The organism is Bdellovibrio sp. MYbb2 (assembly GCF_056175685.1).
Genome location: NZ_JBJKJI010000002.1, coordinates 238849 through 262892, shown reverse-complemented (window position 1 = coordinate 262892; position 24044 = coordinate 238849). Strand labels below are relative to the sequence as shown.

Annotated in this window: 20 protein-coding genes; 13 read left to right on the top strand and 7 right to left on the bottom strand. The window is 50.7% G+C overall.

All coding sequences use genetic code 11. The annotated features are described in order from the left end of the window. Positions 1–79 precede the first annotated feature (79 nt). Positions 80–1165 (top strand): DUF3108 domain-containing protein, encoded by a 1086-nt coding sequence (locus tag AC04MQ_RS11215; protein ID WP_475392101.1) that lies wholly within the window; start codon positions 80–82, stop codon positions 1163–1165. Between the two features lie 22 nt (positions 1166–1187). Here the strand turns inward: AC04MQ_RS11215 and AC04MQ_RS11210 are convergent, their stop codons facing one another. Continuing rightward, complete coding sequence (locus tag AC04MQ_RS11210; RefSeq protein WP_475392100.1) at positions 1188–2309, bottom strand: cyclic nucleotide-binding domain-containing protein; 1122 nt, start codon at positions 2307–2309, stop codon at positions 1188–1190. 105 nt (positions 2310–2414) lie between these two features. Between AC04MQ_RS11210 and AC04MQ_RS11205 the strand changes: the two genes are divergently transcribed. Further along, a complete protein-coding gene (locus tag AC04MQ_RS11205; protein ID WP_475392099.1) occupies positions 2415–3566 on the top strand; it encodes a glycosyltransferase family 9 protein in 1152 nt (383 codons plus the stop codon). Further along, positions 3499–4590 carry a glycosyltransferase family 9 protein gene (locus AC04MQ_RS11200; protein ID WP_475392098.1) on the top strand — a complete coding sequence of 364 codons (1092 nt, stop codon included), beginning with the start codon at positions 3499–3501 and terminating at the stop codon, positions 4588–4590. The genes AC04MQ_RS11205 and AC04MQ_RS11200 overlap by 68 nt, the downstream gene beginning before the upstream one ends. Here AC04MQ_RS11200 and AC04MQ_RS11195 read toward each other — a convergent pair. Together AC04MQ_RS11195 and AC04MQ_RS11190 are read right to left on the bottom strand one after the other, a co-directional pair. Next, the gene (locus tag AC04MQ_RS11195; RefSeq protein WP_015090647.1) at positions 4577–5989 is read right to left on the bottom strand and encodes a sigma-54-dependent transcriptional regulator; all 1413 of its coding nucleotides are present in this window, start codon (positions 5987–5989) and stop codon (positions 4577–4579) included. The two genes, AC04MQ_RS11200 and AC04MQ_RS11195, sit on opposite strands and share 14 nt — an antisense overlap. Beyond that, entirely contained in the window at positions 5986–7749 is a 1764-nt protein-coding gene (locus AC04MQ_RS11190; protein ID WP_015090648.1) for a sensor histidine kinase, read from the bottom strand. Before AC04MQ_RS11190 ends, AC04MQ_RS11195 begins: the two co-directional genes overlap by 4 nt. Before the next feature lie 177 nt (positions 7750–7926). On the opposite strand from AC04MQ_RS11190, the gene AC04MQ_RS11185 reads away from it, so the two are divergent. The 8 genes from AC04MQ_RS11185 to AC04MQ_RS11150 all read left to right on the top strand — a co-directional run bounded on the left by AC04MQ_RS11185 (position 7927) and on the right by AC04MQ_RS11150 (position 17349). Further along, on the top strand, positions 7927–8871 hold the full coding sequence (locus tag AC04MQ_RS11185; RefSeq protein ID WP_080602359.1) for a bifunctional riboflavin kinase/FAD synthetase: 945 nt from the start codon (positions 7927–7929) through the stop codon (positions 8869–8871). After that, positions 8852–9685, top strand: coding sequence for a hypothetical protein (locus AC04MQ_RS11180; protein WP_015090651.1), 834 nt, complete (start codon positions 8852–8854; stop codon positions 9683–9685). Before AC04MQ_RS11185 ends, AC04MQ_RS11180 begins: the two co-directional genes overlap by 20 nt. A gap of 47 nt (positions 9686–9732) precedes the next feature. Next, entirely contained in the window at positions 9733–11433 is a 1701-nt protein-coding gene (gene pilB, locus AC04MQ_RS11175; protein WP_015090652.1) for a type IV-A pilus assembly ATPase PilB, read from the top strand. Further along, complete coding sequence (locus AC04MQ_RS11170; RefSeq protein WP_015090653.1) at positions 11433–12476, top strand: pilT, twitching motility protein PilT; 1044 nt, start codon at positions 11433–11435, stop codon at positions 12474–12476. The genes pilB and AC04MQ_RS11170 overlap by 1 nt, the downstream gene beginning before the upstream one ends. A gap of 1 nt (position 12477) precedes the next feature. Continuing rightward, positions 12478–13695 (top strand): type II secretion system F family protein, encoded by a 1218-nt coding sequence (locus AC04MQ_RS11165; protein ID WP_015090654.1) that lies wholly within the window; start codon positions 12478–12480, stop codon positions 13693–13695. Next, the gene (locus tag AC04MQ_RS11160) at positions 13696–15273 is read left to right on the top strand and encodes a two-component system sensor histidine kinase NtrB (protein WP_475392097.1); all 1578 of its coding nucleotides are present in this window, start codon (positions 13696–13698) and stop codon (positions 15271–15273) included. Positions 15274–15311: 38 nt separating this feature from the next. After that, positions 15312–16718, top strand: coding sequence for a sigma-54-dependent transcriptional regulator (locus AC04MQ_RS11155; RefSeq protein ID WP_041577376.1), 1407 nt, complete (start codon positions 15312–15314; stop codon positions 16716–16718). 202 nt (positions 16719–16920) lie between these two features. Then, positions 16921–17349 (top strand): ferritin-like domain-containing protein, encoded by a 429-nt coding sequence (locus AC04MQ_RS11150; protein ID WP_015090657.1) that lies wholly within the window; start codon positions 16921–16923, stop codon positions 17347–17349. Positions 17350–17407: 58 nt separating this feature from the next. On the opposite strand, the gene AC04MQ_RS11145 is transcribed toward AC04MQ_RS11150, so the two are convergent. Then, on the bottom strand, positions 17408–17803 hold the full coding sequence (locus tag AC04MQ_RS11145; protein WP_015090658.1) for a hypothetical protein: 396 nt from the start codon (positions 17801–17803) through the stop codon (positions 17408–17410). A gap of 99 nt (positions 17804–17902) precedes the next feature. Next, entirely contained in the window at positions 17903–20098 is a 2196-nt protein-coding gene (locus tag AC04MQ_RS11140) for a phospholipase D-like domain-containing protein (RefSeq protein ID WP_235046302.1), read from the bottom strand. A gap of 134 nt (positions 20099–20232) precedes the next feature. Between AC04MQ_RS11140 and AC04MQ_RS11135 the strand changes: the two genes are divergently transcribed. Both AC04MQ_RS11135 and AC04MQ_RS11130 read left to right on the top strand, forming a co-directional pair. Next, entirely contained in the window at positions 20233–20703 is a 471-nt protein-coding gene (locus AC04MQ_RS11135) for a DUF2127 domain-containing protein (protein WP_041578295.1), read from the top strand. 92 nt (positions 20704–20795) lie between these two features. Continuing rightward, a complete protein-coding gene (locus AC04MQ_RS11130) occupies positions 20796–21140 on the top strand; it encodes a hypothetical protein (protein WP_015090661.1) in 345 nt (114 codons plus the stop codon). Here the strand turns inward: AC04MQ_RS11130 and AC04MQ_RS11125 are convergent. Next, positions 21067–21753: a hypothetical protein gene (locus tag AC04MQ_RS11125; RefSeq protein WP_148278762.1), complete on the bottom strand. Its 687-nt coding sequence runs from the start codon at positions 21751–21753 to the stop codon at positions 21067–21069. The genes AC04MQ_RS11130 and AC04MQ_RS11125 overlap by 74 nt on opposite strands. A gap of 186 nt (positions 21754–21939) precedes the next feature. After that, positions 21940–24000 (bottom strand): M1 family metallopeptidase, encoded by a 2061-nt coding sequence (locus tag AC04MQ_RS11120; RefSeq protein ID WP_475392096.1) that lies wholly within the window; start codon positions 23998–24000, stop codon positions 21940–21942. Positions 24001–24044 lie beyond the last annotated feature (44 nt).

Here is a 24044-nt window from a genome sequence, read left to right as displayed (position 1 = left end):
ACTGCTTCTTGCTGCTTTCGTTTCATTGTTTTTGGTTTCTTGTTCAACTTCATTTTTGAAGTACGAGAAGGCCGATCAGATGAAAAAAAACGAGGAGTTCGAAGGAGCCGTGACGATTGTAAAGCCGCAAGCAGAGACCGCATCGGAAGGTGCGGCTGAAACGAGTGCGGCAGAGCAGACAGCGACGAAACCTGAAGCTGTCGGAAAATCTGACAAATCAGCCACCAAGACGGGTGCCAAATCCACAGGCAAAACTTCCGCAAAACCGACTGAGAAAACCTCCACAAAAACCGCTGATAAAGCTGCGGTAAAATCCTCTGCTAAAACAGCAGCCGCTCCGGCGGCCAAAGCTCCGGCAAAGACCACGAAGTCTGCGGCCAAAACAGAAGCCGCTGCGGCAGAACCCGCAACCCGTCAGCCAGATATCGAAGATTCCGAAGGATTTAACGGACGTCGTCCGGTGAATGACCCGTTCCGCGTGGGTGAGGAAGTGGTGCATGACGTGCATTACTTCAAAGTCTCTGCCGGGGAGCTTCGCATGAAGGTGGAGCCTTTTGCCATGGTCAACAACCGCAAGTCCTATACTTTCGCGGTTGAAATCCGTACCAGCTCCCTGTTCAGCTCTTTCTATAGTGTTGAAGACCGTGTCGAGACCTTCGTGGATTATGAAGATCTTGTTCCTCGCGTGTTCCAGTTGCACGTGAAAGAATCAGGTCAGTTGCGTGAAGCCAAGATGCTCTTTGACGTCGAGAAAAATACGGCGACCTTCTGGGAAAAGAAGGTGACCAAGGATCACGGCGAAGAAGAAAAAAAGCAGAACTGGGAAATCCTGCCTTACACGCAAAACGTGTACAGCGCGATTTACTATATGCGAAACTTCAAATGGGAAACGGGCAAAGAGTATTCCTTCCGCGTCGGGAACGACAATGAGAACCTGGTGTTTTCTGGTAAAGCCCTTCGCCGTGAAGTCCTGAACACCAAGCTGGGTCCGATGAAAGCCATTGTGGTTCAGCCCAAAATCACTCTTAAAGGCAAATTGAATCCAATCGGCGACAACTTCATTTGGTTGTCTGACGATGATCGCAAGTTCATCCTGCGTATTGAATCCAAAATTAAAATCGGCACTCTGGTTTCCGAAGTCGTTGAAATCAAACCGGGTCGCTGAAAATAGCGGCCCTTAAGCTGAACTATCTTTTGCGGTCGGCTTCGAGTCTTTGGGCGGCGAGAGTTTCGATTTCTTTGGCCAAGAATAAATTTTGAGACAGAACTTGATAGAAGTTGTTTTGCTGGATTTCCAGCAGAATGGTTTCTTGTTGGGTGGTCGCCGTCGCCGTTCTTTGACCGCCGCTCATTAGCAGCGAGATTTCGCCGAAGCAGGCCCCTTGGGCCATGACGTTGATGTTGCGGCCTTGTTGACTGATTACAACGCTTCCTTGGACTACGATGTAGCAGGTGTTGGCGGGTTGGCCTTCAGCGAACAGTCTTTGATGGGCTGGGGCTTTCACCAGGCGGCCCGAAAAGATCAAACTGTCCAGACAATCACCGGGTAAATTCTTAAACACGTTGGAAGACTGCAGGGCTTGTAAGATCCAGAAGCGCTGTTGCAGGCTTTGGGCCTTGTCGCTTTTGATCAGTTGATCGAACTCGGGCAAATGACGAACCCTCAGGATTTCACTGGGGGCCAGGGTGATGACGTCAGCGGTGCGCGGTTGATTCAGCAAAAACCCACTTTCGCCAAACAGTGCGCCGGAATTGAGGGTTGCCACCATTTGGCGTTGCTGATTTCCCAAAACACGGTAAATGCCGGCCTGACCTTTTAACAGAATGAAAAGATCACGGTCGTTCTTGCCGGATTGAATGACTTTGATGTTGGCAGGCACCTGAAAGCGTTCAGAACTTTGCATCAGATGCTTCGCCAGTGCCGGATCCAAAGAACGGAAGAAGGGCAGCTGCGATGGGTTTAGCGAGGCGGCTTGCTGGCCTTGTCCGCTCAAGTGTCCTTGTTCTTGCATGGTTTGTTGCGCACGATTGAAGTAAGCCTGAATATTGGGATTCTGCAAAAGGCCTTGTTGAATCAAAAACTCCAGCAAGGCTGAAAGTTCACGGAAGCTGACCAGCCATCCCTGTCCCAGAAAGAACTGCACCAGTCCTTCGATCGAACCGCCGTTTTTAAGCACGTCCATATACGAGTATTGCAGGGGATTCAGACGATAGCTTTTGCGGGAGGAAAGAACCATGAAGCTGCCGCCGTCAGCGGAAGGCTGCATTTGCAGGGCAGGAAGTTGCAGGGGTTCTTTCTCGATTCTCATTCGAGGGCTTATCGGAATATTTCGGCTTGCTTTCAACAATACAAAGGTCCTGAAATCCCGCTCTGGATCTGCGCCATCCGTGGGCAACTGACATAGAATAAAAGGATGGCTATGATCAACTGCAGACAGTTTTCCGGTTACAAACCCTGCTCCAAAAATTCGGCGTGTGACGCTGCCTGCGCGCAAAAAGACGTGCCGACGAGTTCTGTGTTGATTGTTCATCTGGGTGCATTGGGCGCCGTGGTTCGCAGCACCAGTTTGCTGAAAGCCATCAAACGAAAATACCCGGGATCCATGATCACCTGGGTGACGGATGCGCCCGCACATCATCTTTTAAAAAATCATCCTGCCATTGACCGTGTTCTGACCACCAGCGAGGCGGACCTGTTGCAGCTGTCCACTTTGGAATTTGAAGTGGGCTTTGTCATTGATAAGTCCCTGAAGGCCTGTGGGGTGGTGAAGCGCACTCAAGTCGATCAGATCTATGGTTTCACTGTTCAGGGATCCAACGGAGCGATTGTGCCGGCGACGGACGCTGCTCAGGAACTGTGGGAACTGGGCTTGGACAATCATAAGAAATTCTTCGTCAACCAAAAGCCTGAAACACAGTTGATGATTGAAGCATTGGAGCTGGGTGAATATCAGCGCGACGACTATTGGCTGCCGCTGACTGAAAGCGAAGACCGGGAAGCTCGTCGTCGCAAAGACGCGTGGCTGGCTGAAAACGGCAAGTCGCTGGTGATCGGTCTTAACACCGGTTGCAGTCCGGTGATTCCCTATAAAAAACTGACGGTGGATTATCATCGTCTGCTGATCGAACGCATTCAGGCAAAATTTCCGTATGCGGAAATCGTGCTGCTGGGTGGGCCTGAAGACACCATTCGCAATGGTCTGATTCAGCAGGGTTATTCCGTGATTTCTTCGGAAACTGAATCCGGGCTTCGTGATGGTTTGATCAGCGTTGCGGCCTGTGACGTGATTGTGACCGGGGACAGTCTGGGAATGCACATGGCGATTTCGCAGAAAAAACAAGTGGTGGCCTGGTTTGGTCCGACCTGTGCTCATGAGATCGACATCTATGACAGGGGATTTAAGCTTTTGACAAAAAGCCCCTGCAGCCCGTGCTGGAAGAGGACTTGTGAAAAAGCCATTATGTGCTACGATCAGGTCTCGTTAGAGGAAGTTATCGATGCCCTTGAATCTTGTTGTGCAAACCGCCTTTCTGGGCGATCTACTGCTCTCAATCCCGCTCCTTAAAAAATGCCGGGCGTTGTGGCCTGACCACAAGTTGGGATTGGTTTGCCGTAAAGGGCTGGGCGACTTCTTCGTCAAAGCCGGTATCGTTGATCACGTCTATGAAATCGAAAAGGGCAGGAAAGACACCTATGCCCGTATTATCGAATCCCTGCGATCTGAAACTGTTGATCATTTGATTTCTCCGCATGAATCCATGCGCACGGTTTTGTTTTGCGCGCAGATTAAGGCCGCTCATAAAATCTCTTATAAAAACGCCTGGAACTTTCTGGCATTCCAAACCCGTGTAAAACGCGACGTGCGTCTGCCGGATGCGATGAGACAGCTCAGCCTTTTGGCGCCGTTTGATCCTGAATTGAAAAAGAACATCGAAGACTATGTCAGCCGCGCGAAACCTTATTTGCCGGCCGATCACGGTCATTTGCCAGCGCCGCCGGAATGGGCGTCCATGAGTCAGCGTGAAAAAGTGCTGGCGCATTCTGAGTTGTTTCATCAGTTAAAATCCAAATTCAACCTTCAGGGGTTTGAAGACGGTAATGCCGTTTTAATCTTCCCAGGCAGCGTGTGGGCAACCAAACGCTGGACGGAAGAGGGCTTTATCGGCGTTGGCAAGGCGCTCAAAGAACAAGGCTATGAAGTCTATGTGATGGGTGGCCCCGGCGAAGAAACCCTGTCAGAACGAGTGGCAGCGGGTATTCCGGGTTCGGTGTCCTTGGCTGGTAAAACCAAGATCATCGAGTCGGCCCAGTTGATTGCACGCGCAGCTTTGCTGGTCGGAAACGACAGTGCTTCCACGCATTTGGCAGCGGTGTGTGAAACACCGTTGATTGCGGTGTTTGGTCCAACGATTTTGGAATTTGGCTATCGCCCGTGGTCAGCACAGTCTTTTGTCGTCCAGAAAGAGGACCTGCGCTGTCGACCTTGCGGCAAGCATGGCCACAAGGTCTGTCCGATTAAAACCCATGTGTGTATGAAGGACATTCCCGCCGAGGAAGTCCTTCGTACGGCCGGGTTTATTCTTCGTTAGTGTATTCTTTCACATTGATACCGTACTTGCGGATCTTGCGCAGCAGGGTGTTCTTCGGAATATTCGCCTGGGCCACGGTCTGATTGATACGACCGTTGTTGGCTTTCAAAGCACTGACGATAAATTCCTTTTCCATCTCTTCTTTGAAGGCGTCAAAGTCCAGCGGGCCGGAATAACCAACACTCGCAGTTTTGTCAGCTCCGTCTTTCGGCGCAAGCTTAATGGAATCCGGCAGTGAGTCCACCGTGATCTGGTGGCTGTTTTCCACGATGAAAGAGCGCTCGATGATGTTTTCAAGCTCCCGGATGTTTCCCGGCCAGCGATATGATTTCAGCATGTCCAAAGCTTCCGGAGTGATCGCGGTGATCTGACGGCCGTGTTGTTTCGAGAATTTTTTAATAAAGTTGCCAGCCAGCGCCTCGATGTCGTCAGAACGCTCACGCAAAGGCGGCAGGAAGATTGGCATCACGTTCAGGCGATAGAACAAGTCCTCGCGGAATTCGCCTTCTTCCATCATCTTTTCCAGGTTGCGGTTGGTGGCGGCAATAATACGGGTTGTGGTTTTGACTTCACGGTTGCTGCCCACCGGGGTGAACTTGCGCTCTTGCAGAACACGCAATAGTTTTACCTGCATGTCGGGGCGAAGCTCGCCGATTTCATCCAGGAACAAAGTTCCGTTGTTGGCCAGCTGGAATTTGCCGATTTTACGTTCCACAGCACCAGTGAAGGCCCCTTTTTCGTGGCCGAACAATTCACTTTCCATCAGGCTTTCAGGGATCGCCCCGCAGTTGATGGCAACAAAGGCTCCGGATTTTCTAGGGGAGTTGAAGTGAATCGCGCGGGCGACCAGTTCTTTGCCGGTTCCGTTTTCACCACGCACCAGAACCGTCGTGTCGACTTTGCACAGACGGTAGATCAGGTTGAAGACCTCTTTCATTTTGGAAGAGCCACCCACGATCTCGGATTCAATATCGTCGTCGAACACGGGATTGGACATCGCCAAAGATGAAATCAGATCGCGCGCCTCAAGGCTTTTACGCACGATTTCGGCCAGTTGCTGTGGTTGAACTGGTTTTTCAACATAGTCGTAAGCGCCTTCTTTGATCGCCACAACGGCGTCATGAAGGTTTGAGTGTGCCGTCATCAAAACGACGAAGGTGCGAGGATCGTGTTCCTTGATTGCGGTCAACGCTTCAAGGCCGTTCATTTCCGGCATCTTCACGTCCATCAGAACCAGATCCCACTGCTGAAGTTTCACCTTGTCCAGGGCCTCTTTGCCTGTAGCGGCCTCTTCGATGGTGAATTCAATTTCGGGCATGGTGGATTTCAGGATCGAAATCACCGAACGGCGCAGTTCGGCCTCGTCATCAACAATCAGTGTGTGGAGCTTATTGATCATACTAACACCTCGTCTTCTTCAGCATCCAGCGGCAGGGTGAAGGCAACAGTGGTCCCAAGGCCCACTTTACTTTCCATCGTCACTTTGCCGCCATGGAGTTCAATAAAATATTTAACCAGATAAAGCCCAAGGCCGGTTCCCTTGGTGCGCAGATCCTGATCGGAACCGCGCGTGAATTTGCCCCAGACCTTTTCCATGTCCTCGGGCTTGATCCCTTCTCCGGTGTCCTTGACCAGGACATGCACGAACTCTTCGGATTCGTGCGAGATCACTTCGATCTGACCGCCTGCGGGCGTGTACTTGATCGCATTTTCAATCAGATTGATCACAACCTCTTTCAAAAGGGTGGTGTCAAACTCGACAGAGAACATTGGTTCCAGAGCCGTGTGAATCTGGATGCCTCGTTCCCGGGCCAGTGGGCGCAGGTGCTGCAGGGCCTCTTCGATGATCTCGTTGATGTCGGCGACCTCTTTGTTGATTTTGAAGTCACGGGACTCGACACGCAGAACCTTCAGGATGGACTGGATATAACGATTCAGTTCATCACTGAACAGGCGCAGGGATTTTAGATCCTGTCCCAATTCAGTTTCCTGCGCATGCTGGGTCATCAGGCGGTCGACGATGGCCTGAATCTTCGCAATCGGGGTTTTCAGGTCATGGGAAATCAGACTGACGAAGTTGTTTTTCAATTGCTCCAGCTGCGCCAGATATTCCTGCTCTTGTTGCAGGTGGAAGTTCTGGCGTTCAATCTTGGTGGCCTGATAACCGATGAAGATGATCCAGCTTGTTCCCAGCAACACGAAAGGCGAAAACGCCGGGGACCAGAAATAGAATGTGTCAAAGACCCAGGCTGACAACGCCGCCAGCAACGTCCCGATCCAAAGAATAAAGAACAGCGCCACGGACTGCGGATAGGTGGTGATTACAAAGACCGCCATCAGCATCAGTACAAAGAACCCGGCGGCATACCAGACAAAGCTTAAACGTTTGATCCACTTGTCACCCAAAACGGTGTCGGTGATATGAGCCAGAATTTCCGTGCGCGACAAAGTCCCCATCGGGGTCATATAAACGGGCGCGGAAGAAGTCTCTGCACCGATCAGGATGATCTTGTCGGTGAAGGCATTGGCGGGAAGCTCGTCATAAATGATTTCGCTTAAAGAGTATTGTTTAAACACGCGGGCCGAGCCGCGATAGTTGATCGCCAGTCCCGCCAGTTGGGTCGGGAACTTCTTACCCGTGATTTTTTCCACCAGGTGAGGCATCTCGGCACGTTGCGGGAACACGCGACGGACCACTCCGTCTTCGTCTCGGCGCAATTCATTGCTGCCCAGATTGTTGTGGTCGCGGTTGGTAAAGACCGGGGTCAGGATGCGTTCCAGGGAATTGGTGGTCGAGGCCCACACGATCCGTGGATCCAGGAAGATGCGCTGATCTTCCGGAGTCATGCGAACGGTGCCGACGTTGTCGCCAAAGTACAGGGTCACACCGACAGATTGTGGATTCTGGCGCAGGATACGCAACAGCAGTTCAGACCACAGGGGTTTGTTCCAGAAGAAGCTGTCGGTGATGTCGGTGACTTCGCTCATGTTGTCGAGGAAGTTTGTCCGGGCATCATAGATCATCGCAAAATCGGATTGTTTGATGGTGATCAGAACGATCTGCGGGGAGGTCTTTTGGTCTCCGCGGAGTTGGAAGCGCTGGTCGTAAGACGTGATTTCATCGTTGGATAAAGCCAGGCAACCGATAAGCCAGCACAAAAGGCAACGCAGCCAAAAACCCCGGCGACGGGAGAAGAAACGAAGCAGGACTTCGAGTCGGTATAAGAGATGAGGAATGAGGCCCTTTTGCACGCGTCGCAACATAGCAAATTTATTGAAAAATTCAACGATTAAAAGCTCTTACCGGGAGGCGTAGAAACAGGTATATTGAAAAATATGCAGGTTTATCAAGGTGCCAAACATCTGAGCGCTCCCTTGGCGGCTTCTGTCGTCACTATAGGGAATTTTGACGGGGTCCATCTGGGCCACCAGCAGCTCATAGAGAATGTCGTGCGTGAGGCTCAGTATTTCGGGGTCCCGTCGGTTGTGTATACTTTCCATCCTCACCCCGTGAAGGTTCTTCACCCTGAAAGGGCCACCTATCGCCTTTTTGACCTGAAAGACCAGCAGGAACAGTTTGAAAAACGCGGGATTGAAAACGTCATTATCGAGGAGTTCACCCGGGATTTTGCCAAGGTCACCCCGCAGGAGTTTTTGGACAATTATGTGCTGAAGCAGCTTAATCCCAAAACCCTGGTGGTGGGGCATGATTTCAACTTTGGTGCTGACCGCGCCGGAAATATTCCATTTCTGGAAAAGTACTGCGCCGAAAAAGGCATTCGTCTGATCATTATTCCTCCATTCCAGTTCGAAGGCTCGGTGGTGTCGTCCACGCGCATTCGTGAAAACCTGAAAAACGGCGAAGTGCAGAAGGCCAACGATCTTTTGGCGCGCACTTACTATTTGCGTGGTCACGTGGAAAAAGGCTTTCAGCGTGGGCGCACGATTGGTGTACCGACGGCCAATGTTCATCCGGATGTCGAGTTTATTCCGCGTCAGGGCGTGTACTGCACGCTGACTAAAATCGGGGCGCATCTGCATCCTTCAATCACCAATATCGGTGTGAATCCGACCTTCCAGGAAAGTGGCAGGGGCCCGGTGAAAATTGAAACTCATCTGTTTGATTTTGATGCCCAGCTTTATGGCATCGAGGTTGAAGTGTATCTGCTGAAATTCCTGCGCGACGAAAAGAAGTTCTCGGGGATTGAAGAGCTGAAAAATCAGATTCAAAACGACATGGCTGAAGCCAGAAAGTATTTTGATGAGCATCCTCATTCGTGAGATCCGTGCTGATGGCACGCCCGGACAGTTCATGCGTTTTATGCAGGCCCTTGCTGGTGAAAAAGGCTGGGACTGGCAATTTGAAACAGTGACTGAATTTTCCCGCGAGGTTTTTCAGGGTGCGGCCGCTGTTAAAGTGGCGTCCGCCTTGTCTGCTGAAATTCTGCCGCAAATGAAAGTGCTGCCCACGCAAGTGCGTGCGGTGCAGGTTCTGGATACTTTCTTTCCGGAAGATGGCTCCTGGTATCCTCGCGTGTTGCTGCACGAGGCTTTGCGCATGGTTTTGGTGGCGGAAGCCCGGGATCTGGATATTCGCGCACCGGCCTTTGTGATCGGTCACAGTGAGGAAGCTCGTGTCGTGGCCTCGGTTCTGGCATTGATGGGGATTTCGGATATTTATCTGGTCGGGGAATCAGCCGGGCTGGAAGAGCACCAGCAGGCCTTGATGCGGTCCCATCTGGGGATCCATTTTCATATTCTGCCCATTGATGAACTGACGATGCAGGCGGTGAGTGCCGGTATCGTGGTGAACACGGTGGATTTGTCAGGGCAGCAGGCGCTGCTGACGGATCTGTCTTATTTCAATTATATGAAGGGCACTGGTTACGCCCTGGACCTCAACTTGTTGTCGCTGCAAAATCTTTTGCTGGAAGAAGCCGAAAAGGCTGAACTGCGCGTGCTGCATCCGGTGCTGGTTGCGGAAGCACTGACTCGTCTGTGGTTGGAACGTCTGCGTCCGGAGCATAATTTAAGTCACGAGGATATTCGCGAAAGCTGGACCCGCTTTTTGAAACAAAACTCATCCTCGGTCTAGTTACAAAAAATGGCACCCTGGAGTAAAGTTAGTCCAGGGGAGTCCTAATGTCTTCACTCAAAATCGGGGAAATTCTAGTTAAGCAAGGTTTGCTCAAGCCTGATCAATTGGCATTGGCCATGGAAGAGCAGAAAAAAACCGGGCAGCGGCTGACGAATTCCATCATTCAACTCGGGTACTTAAAAGACAATCAGATCCTTCGCGCTGTTGAAAAACACTTCGCGGTTCCGGGGGTCGAGGTCAACACGTTTGAAATCGATGCAACCGTCATTGCAATGATTCCCAAAGATGTGTGCGAGAAAAACACATTGATCCCTCTGCAGAAAGCCGGGAACACCCTGGTTGTAGCGTTTGCGGATCCCTCTAATATTATAGTCAAAGAAGATTTGCGTTTCATCACTCGTTGCCGCATCCAGGCGGTAGTGGGGACGGAAAGTGCCATCATGTCCGGTATTGAAAAATACTATGGCGGCAGTATCAGCACCAAGTCTTTGAACACCATGGGCGTGGGTGATGAGGATGACTTTATCCTCAGTGCCGGTCCAGCGACGGAAGTCATCGATCAGGATGGCGGGTCGGAAGACGCGCCGATCATCAAGTTCGTGAACTCGATCCTGGCCGATGCGATTCGTAAGAAAGTGTCTGATATCCACTTTGAACCTTACGAGAAAAAATACCGTGTGCGTTTCCGTATCGACGGTAACCTGGTGGAGGCGACCGCGCCTCCGGCAGGGACGGCGGCAGCGATTGCATCTCGTATTAAAATTATGTCCAAGCTGGATATCGCTGAAAAACGCCGTCCGCAGGATGGTCGTTTGAAAGTGCGAACCAAAGCCAAAGAGATGGATTTCCGTGTCAGCGTTCTGCCGACTCTTTGGGGTGAAAAAGTTGTTTTGCGTCTTTTGGATAAATCGAATTTGCAGCTGGACATGACCAAGCTGGGTTTTGAAGAGGACGATTTGAAAATCTTTAAATCCACCATCAATCTGCCGCAAGGGATGGTTCTGATCACGGGCCCGACGGGTTCGGGTAAAACGACAACGATTTATTCCGCCTTGGCGGAACTGAATCAGCCGGATGTGAATATCTCCACCGCGGAAGATCCAGTGGAGTTCAACCTGGAAGGTATCAATCAGGTTCAGATGAATCCGGATATCGACCTGAATTTTTCCAGCGCTTTGAAATCCTTCCTGCGTCAGGATCCGGATGTCGTGATGGTGGGGGAGATTCGTGACCTTGAAACTGCCGAGATCGCCTTTAAAGCGGCCTCCACGGGTCACTTGGTCGTAAGCACCCTGCACACCAACGATGCACCGGGAACGGTCATTCGTCTGACCGAAATGGGTGTGGCTCCGTATATTATCACTTCGACGGTAAATCTGATCGTGGCTCAGCGTCTGGTCGGTAAAGTCTGCGAATCCTGCAAAGCGCCGGTGGAAGTGCCAGCACAGACCCTGATGAACCTGGGCGTGCCTCAGGCTGAAATCGGAGACTACAAACTGATGCGTGGAAAAGGTTGCGCCAATTGCAACAACACCGGCATCAAAGGCCGTCTGGCGATTTACGAATTGCTGGCAATGACCGAGAAAATGAAAGAGGCCATCTTGAAAGGTGCCTCGACCGGTCAGCTTCGCTTCCTGGCCCGTGAACAGGGGATGAGAACCCTGCGCCGAAGTGCGCTGTTAAAGTTAAAACGTGGCGTAACAACTATTGAAGAAGTGCTCAACGCATCAGTGAAGGACACCTAATGAGTCTGACCGAGCTCCTTTTGCAGGCCAAAGCCAAAAAAGCGGAAGAATTTTTGTTTGTTGTCGGCAGTGAGCCGCGTGCTCGTCTGGCCTCGGGCTGGACAAGTCTGCGCACGTCACCTGCGTTGATGACGGAGTGGAATCTTTTGCAGCAAAGCCTGCTCAGCACCCAGCAAAAAGCGGTGCTTGAAACCACGGGTGTGGTTCAGGGGGAAGCGGCGCTGGATACATTGCGCATTGGTTTTTCCTTCTTCCAGCAGGACAGCACCATGAAAGCTGTTTTGGACATGGATCTTGACGGTGGAAAGCAGGAGGTGGCACTGCCGCCTTCTTTGCTGGAAGCGTGTCTGCGCATGAAGGGCTTGGTGCTGTTGTCCGGTCCGGGTGAAGCCGGGCAGGTGTGGGCACTGCACAGAATTCTGCAGAAAATCTCTGATGAAAAATCGTTCCTGGGTGTGGTGTTCTCGCGCAAGGCGTTCCCGCAGGTGCGTGAATCCAAATCCTGTTATTTGTATCACACGGGTGAATTTGCGCGCCCGGAAGAAAAAGAAAGTCTGATGGCGGGTGTGGACATGGTGGTCTATGACGGCTTCCATGACGAAGATTCTTTGCTTGAAGCCCTTTCTTTGGCCGAGCAGGGTGTGTTTGTGATTTATTCCATGAAAGCGCCCTCTGTGACGAATGCCCTTCGTCGTGCGCTGTCCACATTGGGTGATCGCTTTGGTGAACACGGGGCGCCTCGTCTGGCGGAAGTGCTGACGATGGCTTCCGGTCAGTATCCGGTGGCGGGCCTGAGCGGCGAAAAGGTTTTCGCCCATGAGGTGCTTTTGATGAAACCTCAGGTGCGTGGTCTGATTGAAGATCAGGATCTGAAGTCTTTGGAAAATCTTTTGACTCAGGCTCCGGAAAATTCCGGCATCCTGACTTTGAATCAGTCTTTGTTGCAGCATCTGATCCGTCGTCGTGTGGATTTGAAAACCGCGTTTGAAGTGTCCCGCGACCCGGACAACCTTGATCAGCTTCTTAAGAAGGTAGGTATCTAAGATGGCAAAATTCCAGTATCAGGCCAAGAATGCCTCTGGCCAAATGGTTCAGGGCGAGATCGAAGCGGCTTCCCAGCAGGAGGCCATCATCCGTCTGCGTGCCCAGCAGCTTTTGCCGGTTCGAGTGGTGGCCTTTGGTGCTTCACGTGCTTCTGCGGGGAAAACTCCGAGTTTGTTTGCTCCGACCGTAAAGGGTAAAGACCTGCAGATTTTCACCCGTCAGTTTGCAACTTTGATCAACGCCGGTATCCCGGTGGTGGATTCTTTGAAAATCCTTTCAGAAGGTTTGCGCCCGGGTCTTTTGAAGGAAGCTTCTGCCCAGGTAAAAACCTCGATCGAGGGCGGTCGTCGTCTGGCCGATTCCATGGCGCAGGTTCCAAACGTATTTGATAAATTGTATGTGAATATGATCCAGGCGGGCGAAGAAGCCGGTATCCTTGACGGGATCCTGCAGCGTCTTGCGAGCTATATGGAAAAATCCGAGAAAATCAAAGCCCAGGTAAAAGGGGCCCTGGTTTATCCGATGGTCATCATCTGCGTGGCGATGATTGTCATCGCCGGTATTCTGGTTTTCATTATTCCGAAGTTCATGGAGTTCTTCGCCGGATCCGGTAAAGAGCCACCAATGCTGACGTTGATGGTGGTGAACCTCAGTAACTCGATGATCAACAACTGGTATCTTTACCTGGGTGCGATGGTGATCGGGCCGATGGCCCTGATGCAGTGGCTGAAAACAGATGGCGGTAAAGACGCCTTTGACCGTTTCATCATGAAAGCACCGGTGTTCGGTGAAGTGGTGCAAAAATCCGCGATCGCGCGTTTGACACGTACATTGTCGACGCTGCTTTCTTCGGGTGTGGGCCTGATTGAAGCGATTGAGATTTCTGCAAAGACCGCGGGTAACGTGGTGATTGAGCAGTCTTTGCTTCGTTGCAAAGAGTCAGTGACTGCGGGTCGTACTTTTGCTTCTCCGTTGGCGAAGGAAAAAGCTTTCCCTGAGATGGTGGTTCAGATGATCTCTATCGGGGAACAATCCGGTACGATGGATATCATGTTGGGTAAAATTGCAGACTTCTATGAAGATGAAGTTGAAACAGCAGTTAAAGCGATGACCTCTTTGCTGGAGCCACTATTGATGGTTGTTCTGGGTGGTATCATCGCGGTTCTGGTTGTGGCGATGTATCTTCCGATCTTCAACATGGCGGATGTGGTTCAATAGATGCGTTTAAGTTTTGCTTTGCAGAACAGTAAAAATCAGGGGCTGACGGTGGAATTTACCCGCGTCAGCCTTTTTGCGTTGATTTTGCTGATCAGTGCGGTTTCCAGTGTGTTTCAGGAAGGTTTCATCAACTGGCAGATTCTGGGTCCGTTTTACGCGATCCTGAGTGTGGCCTTTGGCGCCCATGTGTTGTGGTTCTCGATGTGGGACCGGCTGCTGCAGAAACCGTGGCTTTTGTTCGCGGGCTTCGTTGTTGATTCCCTGCTGATTTCTTTTTTGATTTATTATTCCGGGATCAATCAGTCCCTGTTCTTGTTCCTGCACCTGGTGAATATCCTGCTGGCGGGAATTGCCTGTCGTGGTGTGGGGGCGGTGACGCTGGCCCTGTTCACGAGCATCTTCTTTACGGTGGCAGCGCTGTTCTCGCCGGAAATGAAGGCGTTGAACTTCTTCTTCCTGCTGGCTTTGAATAACATCGCGTTTTTCTCGGTCGCGGGGCTGTCTGGATACCTGAGTGAGCAGTTGCAATCCGTCGGGAAAGAGCTTTCCGAAACGGGTGCAAGTCTTCGTTCTGCTCAGGAATTGAATGAAGTGCTGGTCGAAAATATTCCGACGGGGATGGTGTCCTTTACTGAATCCGGAGAGGTGGTGAAAGCCAACTCTTCTGCGGCCGAAATTCTGGGTTATTCTGATCTGTCCACTTTGAACTGGTATGAGCTGTTCCCGGAAACGCGCCGATCTGAAGGGCTGTTCAAGGGCGATGTGAAGTACACGCCCAGGAACGATGCCAATGCGAAGATTCTGGGTATGACTTTGTCAAAGATCTATAGTCCCGAATTGAAAGCGCATTTGTCCATCGGGCTTTTTGATGATCTGACAAAGATTCGCCAGCTTGAATATGCTGCCAGACAGAATGAAAAGCTCGCAGCCGTGGGTGGTTTGGCGGCGGGGATTGCCCATGAAATCCGCAATCCATTGGCGGGTATCAGTGGCAGTATCGAGCTTTTAAGTCAGACGGTGAACAATGACGATGACCGCAAGCTGATGAAAATCGTTTTGCGTGAAATCGACCGTTTGAACAACCTGATCACTGAATTCCTGGATTACGCACGCCCGGAAGTTCCACCGACAGATGCCGTGGACCTTTCCGCGTTGCTGACAGAAGTTCTGGATTCGATGAAACTCAATGCCCAGGTCCGTGCCGACACTGAACAGGTGCGTGAGTTTGAACCAGGTCTGCAAATCCTGGGTCGCCGGGACAAGTTGAAGCAGGCTTTCCTGAACATCATCATCAATTCCTATCAGGCTATGAATGATTCTCAGAAACCGCAGATTGCGGTGAAAGCTCTGGTCACTGACAAAGAGGTGCGCGTGCGCATTCGCGATGCCGGCTGTGGCATGAGTGAGGCAACTCGCAAGAAGATGTTTGAACCTTTCCATACGACCAAACCCAAGGGCACAGGCCTTGGTCTAGCTGTGACTCATAAGATTTTAGAGGGTCACGGGGCGCAGGTGTTCGTGGAAAGTGAAGTGGGCGTAGGTACTGAGTTTATTTTGACTTTCCCCAGAGCACACTGAGAGAATAGTTTTTAACACAAGGACGTGGGAGCACATAAATGAAGTCGAGAATTCTTGTTGTCGATGACGAAGAATCAATACGCGAGTTTTTAGAGATCATGCTGAAAAAAGAAGGGTATGAAATCACTTTGGCTGAAGACGGCCAAAAGGCGAAAGACCTTCTTGCGAAGAAAACATTTGATATGATCATCTCAGACTTGCAGATGCCCCATGTGACGGGGATCGAGCTTCTGAAGCACGTCAAAGAATCCTATCCAGACACTGTCTTCATGCTGATCACAGCATTCGGTACAACCGAAACTGCGGTGGAAGCGATGAAGATGGGTGCGTATGACTATCTGACAAAACCATTCAAAATTGATGAAGTTCGTCTGAACATCCAGAACGCACTTCGTTCCCGCAATTTGGAAGTGGAAAACAGATCCTTGAAAAAGGAACTGGTAAAAGAATACTCCTTCCAGAACATGGTGGGGAATTCCCAGGCTATGCATGCGATCTACGATATGGTGAAGCGTGTCTCCCAGACGCCAACCAACGTTCTGATCACAGGGGAATCCGGTACAGGTAAAGAGGTTGTTGCCAAAGCCATTCACTATAACGGTCCGTTGAAAGACCGTCCGTTCGTAACGGTGAACTGCGGTGCCATCCCTGAAAATCTGATGGAATCAGAAATGTTCGGTCACAAAAAAGGCTCTTTCACCGGTGCGGTGGCTGATAAAGCGGGTCTTTTTGAAGTGGCTGACGGCGGTACCTTGTTCTTGGATGAGGTCGGTGAATTGCCACTGACGATTCAGGTAAAACTTCTTCGTGCGATTCAAGAGCGTGTGATCCGCCGCGTGGGTGCGACGGAAGACATGAAGGTGGATGTGCGTATCATCGCCGCTACCAACCGCAACCTGGAAGACATGGTTCAAAAGGGCGGCTTCCGTCAGGATTTGTTCTATCGTCTGAATGTTATCAATATCAAAACGCCGGGCCTTCGTGAGCGTCGTGATGATATCCCGCTGTTAGCGAATCATTTCCTGAAAAAGTACAATGAGCGTCTGAACAAAAACATCGGCGCGATCAGTGCTGATGCAATGGAAATCCTGAAAAAGTACGACTATCCAGGGAACGTGCGTGAGCTTGAAAATATGATCGAGCGCACTGTGGCTTTGGAAGGCGGCGCAACGATTCTTCCAGAATCTTTGCCACCAATGGTGAACACTTCTTCCGGTCGCAAGATGGCTTCCTCCAATGAAATCGAAATCGGTGACGATGGCGTTGATTTGGACAAGGTGATGGGTCAGATCGAAAAAGAGCTTTTGATCAAAGCCATCCATTCTGCCGGCGGTGTGAAGAAAAGAGCTGCAAAGCTGCTTCATATCTCTTTCAGATCAATGCGATATCGCATTGAAAAATATAATCTAGGCGTAGTCGGCGACGACGAGTTGGACGACGAATAAAAGGTGCCTGGTTGTTTTTTCTGGCTATACAGTGTCAAACGAGAGGGAAGCGAAAGCTTCCCTCTTTTCATTCGAGAAACCGTCGTCAAAGGTCCTGTCTAACTGAAATCGAAAACGATTATCAAGTTTGATTATTCTCAATACGTTTTCATTTGTTGCTTTGGCTGCCCGATTCTGCAATCATTCGGGGGGTGGAGGTCTTATGACTAAAGAAAACAAAAAAGTAGTAGATCTTTTGAATGAAATTATCGAGATGGAGATCTCTGGCGTTGTTCGTTACTTGCACTATGCATTGATGGTGAAAGGTCCGAACCGCATTCCAATCGTTAAATGGTTCCATGAGCAGGCTAACGAAGGTTACCAGCACGCGTCCCTGATGGGCGAAAAAGTGACAGCTTTGGGCGGTCACCCAACTTTGCGTGTGTCGGCGGTTCCGGAAACTAAAACTCACAAGGTTTTGGACATTTTGAAAGAAAGCCTAGAGTTCGAACAAGCTGCTTTGGCGAAGTACAAAGGCGTACTGAAACACTGTGGTGATGACGTTGCGTTGGAAGAACTGATCCGCTCAATGGTGCGTATGGAAACAGAGCACATTGAAGAAGTGGTTAAAATGCTGGACACCACTCACTAGAGTGATCTGACATTCAGAATTGAAAAAGCCCGCGGTGATGCGGGCTTTTTTTTTAGACCTAGCGGCAGTTCAGATTGTGAACCAGGTCGCTGGCATAAGAATAGACCATGTCGTATTCGCCGTCGAACTCTGGGCGCTGGAACATCAACGAAGCCACCAGATCCGTGACCTTCTGAGTGTCACGCAGTTCAGGCAGGCTGATGTCTGCAACCCGGAACGTGTTCGTCATTTGCCCTGTCAGTTTGTACTTTTTGTTGCCCGGAGCTTTGCTGACCAGGTCATCGTATTTGTGAGGCTTTTTGTCCCCCAGCGTGACTTCGGCATCATCACCATCCTGAACGATCTTCAGGGTGTGAGTGCTGGATGCAGAATCACACTGAGTGATTGTGACAAACGAAGCATTCGCGCTCAGTGCGGAAAAAACGATGGCAAAGGAAAGGGTCAGCTTCCACATGGTAAGGCCTCCTGATTTATTTGAGACCTTAGGTTGTAGCAGAGGGGATTCGCACCCCTCCAGCTTCTTTTTCTTTATGACAGTAACTTAATCCTGACCTTAGAATTCTGTGTCGAACACACCAAGAATCATGGCTTTAAAGTAGTTCCTTTTCAGGCGGTCGTCGATCAGTCGGGAATCTTTTTTATACTGATTGTAGATATCCGTCATTTCGCGGTTATAGGCTGCGCCGTAAATCATTGCCCCGTTTTCCATGTCGTGGATGAAGCTGCGCTTGTTCAAATTGACCGACCCCAGGAATGAATACACGTCATCAATCAAAACAATTTTTGAATGCAGAATCACCTTCGGTTCAGTGTACTCATAGATGGCAAGCTGGTGGAACAGGCGGTTCACTGCCGGTTTGCTCGATTCGCTCAGGATCCAGTCGACAGTGTCGCCCTTCAAGTCCAGACGGGTGATCACGGTGACCTGAACCCCACGGGCCGCGGCTCGTTCCAGTGCTTCTACGATAGGGGTCGGCGGGCGGAAGTACGGCGTGGAGATCATGATTTTCTTTTTCGCACTGTCGAGCATTTCCACATAGAACTGAATCAGACGTTCGTCGTCCTTGTAAGGAACCGACATAAAGTGACGCACCAGCGGTTCGCGGTTGTTGAAGTAGGATGGGCTGGTTTGCGCTGCCATCGGCACGTTGACGTTGATGCTGCGGAATTGCATCGTTTTATAATCACGATCCCACAAGGTCAGGAAGTGCGCCGCCACTTTTTCGGTAAAATCCCTGTCGTGAACTTTGAATTCAAAATCACGCCAGTGCACGAAGCTTTCATCGCCCTTCACATAGTTGACCATTTCCGGGCGGGGATAGTCGTAAGCTTTTTTAAAGATGAAGCCATCGTGAATGTTACGTCCCCCGATGAAGGCCACGTTGTTTTTGGGCTCTTTCTTTGACAGCGTCAAAAACAGCTTCACGTGCATTGAACGGTGCAGGCGATCGAAACGGTCGCTGAGGCTGCCGCCGGATGGAACTTTGTATTTCAGTTCCTGCAGCTGGATGTTCGGATTCTGAGCTTCCAGCTTGCGCAGCAGAACTTCGTCTTTATCCAAAGTGATCACTCCGGCCACCAGGATTTTTACTTTGGTGCCGCGTTTGGCGTGGAAATCCAGCAGACGCGCCATGAAGGTTCCATAGTAGTCCGCACGGAATACCAGGTACGACACATAGATACTATCAAGGTACGGAGCCTTGGAAAAATCCAACGGAGCATAAGGATCGTGCAGATCCATGAAGTGAGACGGAAGCGGCTGACCCAGCAGAGCTTCAGCTTTGGATTTCAGCGAGTCCACAGCTTCGGGCAAATTCACCACCGCCGGAACCGCCTGAGGGCAGGTCATCGAGGCGTATTTGTCAGTCATGAAGAATTTTTCGATGCCAGTCAGATTGTCCGTGCGAGGCATCAGGCAGCCTTCAACCAGATTGTGCAGATCGAGATATGGATTTGCTGGTTCAACAAAGCGAACGCCGAACTGGGCTGGGACACCTGTCGGGCCGGCTTTCAGTTCGCATGTTGTGACAGAACTTGCCGGGAGCAGGCGCAGGTTGTCGCCATTGTACTTGCTGTCGTACATCCGGAAGGTGGCTTTTTGGTTGGCCACAAATTTTTTGTCCGAGAAGGTCTTTTTGATGCGGAAGGGACCATCACAAGTCACGGTCGCCTCGAAGTGTTCGTTCTTGCGCTGTTCATTGGGATCATCAGTGCTGATCAGATAGTTCTTGATCTGCACCTCATAGTCTTTTGCATGCATGCGGTCGAATTTGAAAATGCGCTGAATCTGGCCGTTACGAAGAGCAAATTCCGCAGCGGAATTCATCTCAAGGCGCTGCTCTTGGGTGCGCCAGGATTCATTGTTGCTTGTTAGAACTGAAACCGGAGTGTCCGCGCGAAGTGCATTGATGCGTTGCTGAGTCAGGGCAGAGCTTTGATTCACGATTTGCAGCTGACGTTCCTGACGGGCGCTCATTTCTTTGTAGGCGCGTTCTTCCCGGGTTTCCTGAGGGAAGGAATCTTTTTTGTGTGGATGTGGAGTGGTCTGCCGTCTTTTCAGAATCAGCAGCTGTTCCTTGTTCAGTTCGGCCTGCAGGTTGTCGCTGTAAAGCTTTTGCACGTACGGGGCCACATCCGGTGGGACCTCGACAGAGCTGGGATTTCTTTGTGCCGGAGTCTGGCAGGAAATCAAAGTGAAAGAAAGAAGCAAAACACCAAGCAGCGTTCCAAAGTTTTCAGTCTTTTTCATTCTGAATTTATCGGAAAAACCTGACAAAGACATAACATTTCCCGGGATTACCAGAGCTTTATCTGTGTCTTCGCAGTCGCTGTATCAAAGTGAGACAAAACCGGGGCATAATGGTCCTGTTTTTCGGAGGATCCGTGTTTCAGAATCAGGGACTGAAGGCCATAGCATTGTTCGAGGGAACGAAGGGAGTTTTCGTTTTGCTGGTGGGCTTTGAACTTTTTCATTTGTTGGGAACCGACGTGCAAAATCTCAGTCAGCAAATTGTTCATCATCTGGGATTGGATCATGGTGCGCTGGCCGGCGTGTTTCGACGGATGCTTGAACAGGTCAGTGACTCCAGCGTTCGGATGATGGCGGTGGTGGCTTTGCTATATGCGACGTTAAGGCTGTTGGAGGCCGTGGGGTTGTGGCTTGCCAAGCCCTGGGCGGAATGGCTGGCTATCGTTTCGGGCAGCCTTTATATTCCCGTTGAAATGTACAAGCTGATTCAGCATCCCACATGGATTCGGATTCTTATCACGTTAGGGAATGTGGCCTTGGTCTATTACCTGATTCGGATACGCGGGGGTCGTCGCTCTAATTTGTCACCCTCTCAGCCTTTTTAACAGGGGTGGGGGCTTTAAATGAACTATAAACCGCTTTACCCGGGCAAGGGGCTTGCAATAAGGGGTGGGTGGTATAAACCTTTGGAGGCTTTATGAAAAAGTGGATCTTGTTTTCTTTGATGTCGGTTATGGCTTCTTCGGCGATGGCTGATGGAACGATCACCTGCAAAGGTTTTGATGCTGACAAGAACAAGACGGAAGATGTGTTGGTGATTGAAGCCGACATGGCGATTCTTCTGTCGGCTTCCAATAATGAAGGTTTCCTTTCTCCGCGCTGGAAAAACGGAGAGGTGAAGGATTACGCCAATGACCTTTACGTGGTGACGGTGGATCGCAAGGCCAGCACCATCACGACGGATGATCTTAGGGCCGGCACCCAGAAGGTCCACACGGACGCCAAGTGCCGTTATAACGGGGAGCCTGACGAAGGCTACTAGAAACCTCTAAAGCATAGTATCCCATCTCCAAATCCGAATGATCCTCTATCGCAGTGATGGTGGCATTCGGATTTGTCGTTACTACGGTATCTGTCGTCACGCCATTAATGACTGCATAGATGTAGTATGTCTCGTCTATGGCCAGTTCTTGTTCTTCAAAACTGTTATTCAAAACAACTGACTGAAGTGGGCTTCCATCTTTGCTGATAGTGAATGTCACCGGATTCAGACCGGTTTTCTGGAAGCTCAGGGTGTTTGGTTTTGAACTGGGCATTTCAACAACATTGAATTCATATACTCCTTGAGCCTGCACCTGTACCACCTGGGCAAGGAACCCCGTCGGACCAGAGACCGACATTGGCGCTGATGTGTATGTGTTGCCGTCAATAACGGCGGAGGCCACGACTTCATAGGTGCTGCTGGTAGGAATTCTCATCGCCGCTCCGGGAGCGATGCCGGGCACGCGTGCAATGATCTGGTCGCCTTTCCGAACCATATACTGGGCGATATCTGAAGTGTTATTAAGTAATTTGAGATCCGCATGGCTGAACAAAGGAATGAACAGGACAGTGGCGATCATGTTCAGATTCAGATGCTTGAGAAATGCTTTCATAAAGTTCCCCGTTATTCGGTGTGTGTTATGACTTATGAATAAAGCATCGACCGTGCCGGGGTGAAACGACCTTCAAATCAACTATAATACGACGTGGAGGCGGGGCTGCCGGGTTCCCGGCAGGTGAGTCTGCCGGAGCCTTGGCAGCTGCCGAAAGCGCGGCAGCTGAAAGATGGCCGAAAATGATTAAAGGGCGCGTTGCAGGGGACTTGCCAGAACCGGCCAAGTGGATTTCTGAATTACCGGGCGGCCTTTAAATACCAACACACCGAAAGTTCCATAGTGGGTCAGGCGTGACGCCCACTCGGCAGGGTTGTTGTCAGCGCTCCACCGCACCCACACCACGGTTTGTTGTGGATGGTTTTTAAGGCGCGCCACCAGAACTGTACTGACTTCGCTCAGATTGTACTTCTGACCTTCAATGGAAATGGTATCAGCCGTGATCTGCAGGTTCTGTTCAGCCAGCTGGGTTTTCATGAATTTCACAAAGTTCTGCTGATCACCCACAAAGACCATGGATCCTTTAGCCGGGACATCCAAGGGCTCACCGCTATAGTGAAGGACATCATTGCCTTCTGTTTTCTGGGACCACACCTCAACAAACTGCTTTGCCGAGGCGTCGGCCGGGTCAAAGTAATAGTGAATCTCAGCAGACCCCAAGACGCTGGACAAAGTCGCCGGGCGCTCTTCCGTGTAGAGACGACGGAAAAGACGGAAGTCCGGATCAACTGAAACCTTCACCGGGCGGGACGGAGACGTCAAAGAATAGAACTGGGTTTTGTCGGAAAGACGGGCCAGCTGGCGAATCTCTGCGCCGGATTCCAGCGTCCAGATCACCGGGATGTTCAGATCATAAAGATCCGCCTGCTTTTGGCTGAGCACATAGGTGGTGCTGGTGGATCCGTCGTGCCATTTCATGATGCGCACATCACCCAGTTCAATTTCTGGCGCGCCTTTGCGGTCCAGCCACTGGCTGAAGAATGTTTGCAGATTCTGGCTGGTGACGGATTCGAAACTGTTTTGAATGTCGGTGAAAGATGCTTTCTTAAACAGATTGCGAGTATAGAAGTCCTGCAGGGACTTATGAAAAGCCTCTTTGCCAAAACGGAATTCCAGCATATGGAACAGCATCATGGACTTGCCATACCCCACGGCCTGAGAGCTGGAATTGTGACGTCCGCGGAACTGACGAAGCGGGAAATCTTTTTCCGGGTTGCTCGCAACAAAGTCCATATAGTTCAACAAGGTGTTCATGCGGTAGGTGCGCTCGCTGCCGGCTTTTTCCTGCTGCCAGTAATCCGCCATGTAAGTCGTAAGACCTTCACACCAGTTGCCTTTTTCATAGTCCACATAAACGCTGTTGCCCCACCAGTTGTGCAGAACTTCGTGCGGCAGTGAAGAATTCAGGATAAATGGCAGACGCAAAACCGTGGGCCCCAAGAGCGTGAAGCTTGGCATGCCATAGCCGGTTTCCCAGAAGTTCTCAACCACGCTGAAAGATGAATACGGGTAAGGCGCAATAATCTGCGAATAGTGCTTGATGTATTCCGGAACCAGACTCAAAAAACTCTGCGCGAGCGCCGGATCTTCTTTGCGCAGCAGAACCTGCACCTTTTTTCCGGACGGAGTATCAACCTGATAGTTTTTGAAGGGACCTGCCACCAGATAGATTTCTTCCTGGGGATAAATTTCGACAAAGCGGGACGTGCGAATCGAACCTTCCACCACGGTGCTGGCGATCTGACCCTGCACCAAAGACATCCAGTCGCCGGGGGTCTGTACAGTGACGTCAAAACTTTTCTGCGTGTCCAGGAAGAACGGATACCAGTAAGTGCTGCCAAACAGGGTGGCACCTTCCGGAGCAATCAGACCGTTGCTGCTGTCGTTCAGAACCGGATCAAAGATCACACCGAAGTACTGCAAAGTGACTTTGCTGTCGATGTTTCCCAATGTCAGGCCGTATTCAGCATAGGGTTCTTTTTGGGTTGCCGGGTGAAGTAATACGACAGAATCGTCACTGCTGGTCACAGAGACTTGCAGACCCTTGTGCAGCAGAAAGCTGACTTTACGGGGAGATTCCTTGGGAAAAGTCAGAGTGTCCTGTGCCTTGATCATCTTCAGGCCCGGATAAAGCTCGACATTCAGTTTGTGATGCAAAGTCTGGCCGTGGGACTGCATGGAAACGAGCAAAATGAACAGCAGACCGACTACGATCAACAACTTGTTAAGCGCTTGCGCTTTGGACATGATTTACCTCTGAAAACGGGGTCTGTATTTACGCCCGTCCCAGG

What these genes read in the sequence shown, in the direction of transcription:
- AC04MQ_RS11215 (WP_475392101.1), top strand. Translation starts at nt 80, where the DNA reads ATGAAAAAAAACGAGGAGTTCGAAGGAGCCGTGACGATTGTAAAGCCG.
- AC04MQ_RS11210 (WP_475392100.1), bottom strand. Translation starts at nt 2,309, where the DNA reads ATGAGAATCGAGAAAGAACCCCTGCAACTTCCTGCCCTGCAAATGCAG.
- AC04MQ_RS11205 (WP_475392099.1), top strand. Translation starts at nt 2,415, where the DNA reads ATGGCTATGATCAACTGCAGACAGTTTTCCGGTTACAAACCCTGCTCC.
- AC04MQ_RS11200 (WP_475392098.1), top strand. Translation starts at nt 3,499, where the DNA reads ATGCCCTTGAATCTTGTTGTGCAAACCGCCTTTCTGGGCGATCTACTG.
- AC04MQ_RS11195 (WP_015090647.1), bottom strand. Translation starts at nt 5,989, where the DNA reads ATGATCAATAAGCTCCACACACTGATTGTTGATGACGAGGCCGAACTG.
- AC04MQ_RS11185 (WP_080602359.1), top strand. Translation starts at nt 7,927, where the DNA reads ATGCAGGTTTATCAAGGTGCCAAACATCTGAGCGCTCCCTTGGCGGCT.
- AC04MQ_RS11180 (WP_015090651.1), top strand. Translation starts at nt 8,852, where the DNA reads ATGAGCATCCTCATTCGTGAGATCCGTGCTGATGGCACGCCCGGACAG.
- pilB (WP_015090652.1), top strand. Translation starts at nt 9,733, where the DNA reads ATGTCTTCACTCAAAATCGGGGAAATTCTAGTTAAGCAAGGTTTGCTC.
- AC04MQ_RS11170 (WP_015090653.1), top strand. Translation starts at nt 11,433, where the DNA reads ATGAGTCTGACCGAGCTCCTTTTGCAGGCCAAAGCCAAAAAAGCGGAA.
- AC04MQ_RS11165 (WP_015090654.1), top strand. Translation starts at nt 12,478, where the DNA reads ATGGCAAAATTCCAGTATCAGGCCAAGAATGCCTCTGGCCAAATGGTT.
- AC04MQ_RS11160 (WP_475392097.1), top strand. Translation starts at nt 13,696, where the DNA reads ATGCGTTTAAGTTTTGCTTTGCAGAACAGTAAAAATCAGGGGCTGACG.
- AC04MQ_RS11155 (WP_041577376.1), top strand. Translation starts at nt 15,312, where the DNA reads ATGAAGTCGAGAATTCTTGTTGTCGATGACGAAGAATCAATACGCGAG.
- AC04MQ_RS11150 (WP_015090657.1), top strand. Translation starts at nt 16,921, where the DNA reads ATGACTAAAGAAAACAAAAAAGTAGTAGATCTTTTGAATGAAATTATC.
- AC04MQ_RS11145 (WP_015090658.1), bottom strand. Translation starts at nt 17,803, where the DNA reads ATGTGGAAGCTGACCCTTTCCTTTGCCATCGTTTTTTCCGCACTGAGC.
- AC04MQ_RS11140 (WP_235046302.1), bottom strand. Translation starts at nt 20,098, where the DNA reads ATGAAAAAGACTGAAAACTTTGGAACGCTGCTTGGTGTTTTGCTTCTT.
- AC04MQ_RS11130 (WP_015090661.1), top strand. Translation starts at nt 20,796, where the DNA reads ATGAAAAAGTGGATCTTGTTTTCTTTGATGTCGGTTATGGCTTCTTCG.
- AC04MQ_RS11125 (WP_148278762.1), bottom strand. Translation starts at nt 21,753, where the DNA reads ATGAAAGCATTTCTCAAGCATCTGAATCTGAACATGATCGCCACTGTC.
- AC04MQ_RS11120 (WP_475392096.1), bottom strand. Translation starts at nt 24,000, where the DNA reads ATGTCCAAAGCGCAAGCGCTTAACAAGTTGTTGATCGTAGTCGGTCTG.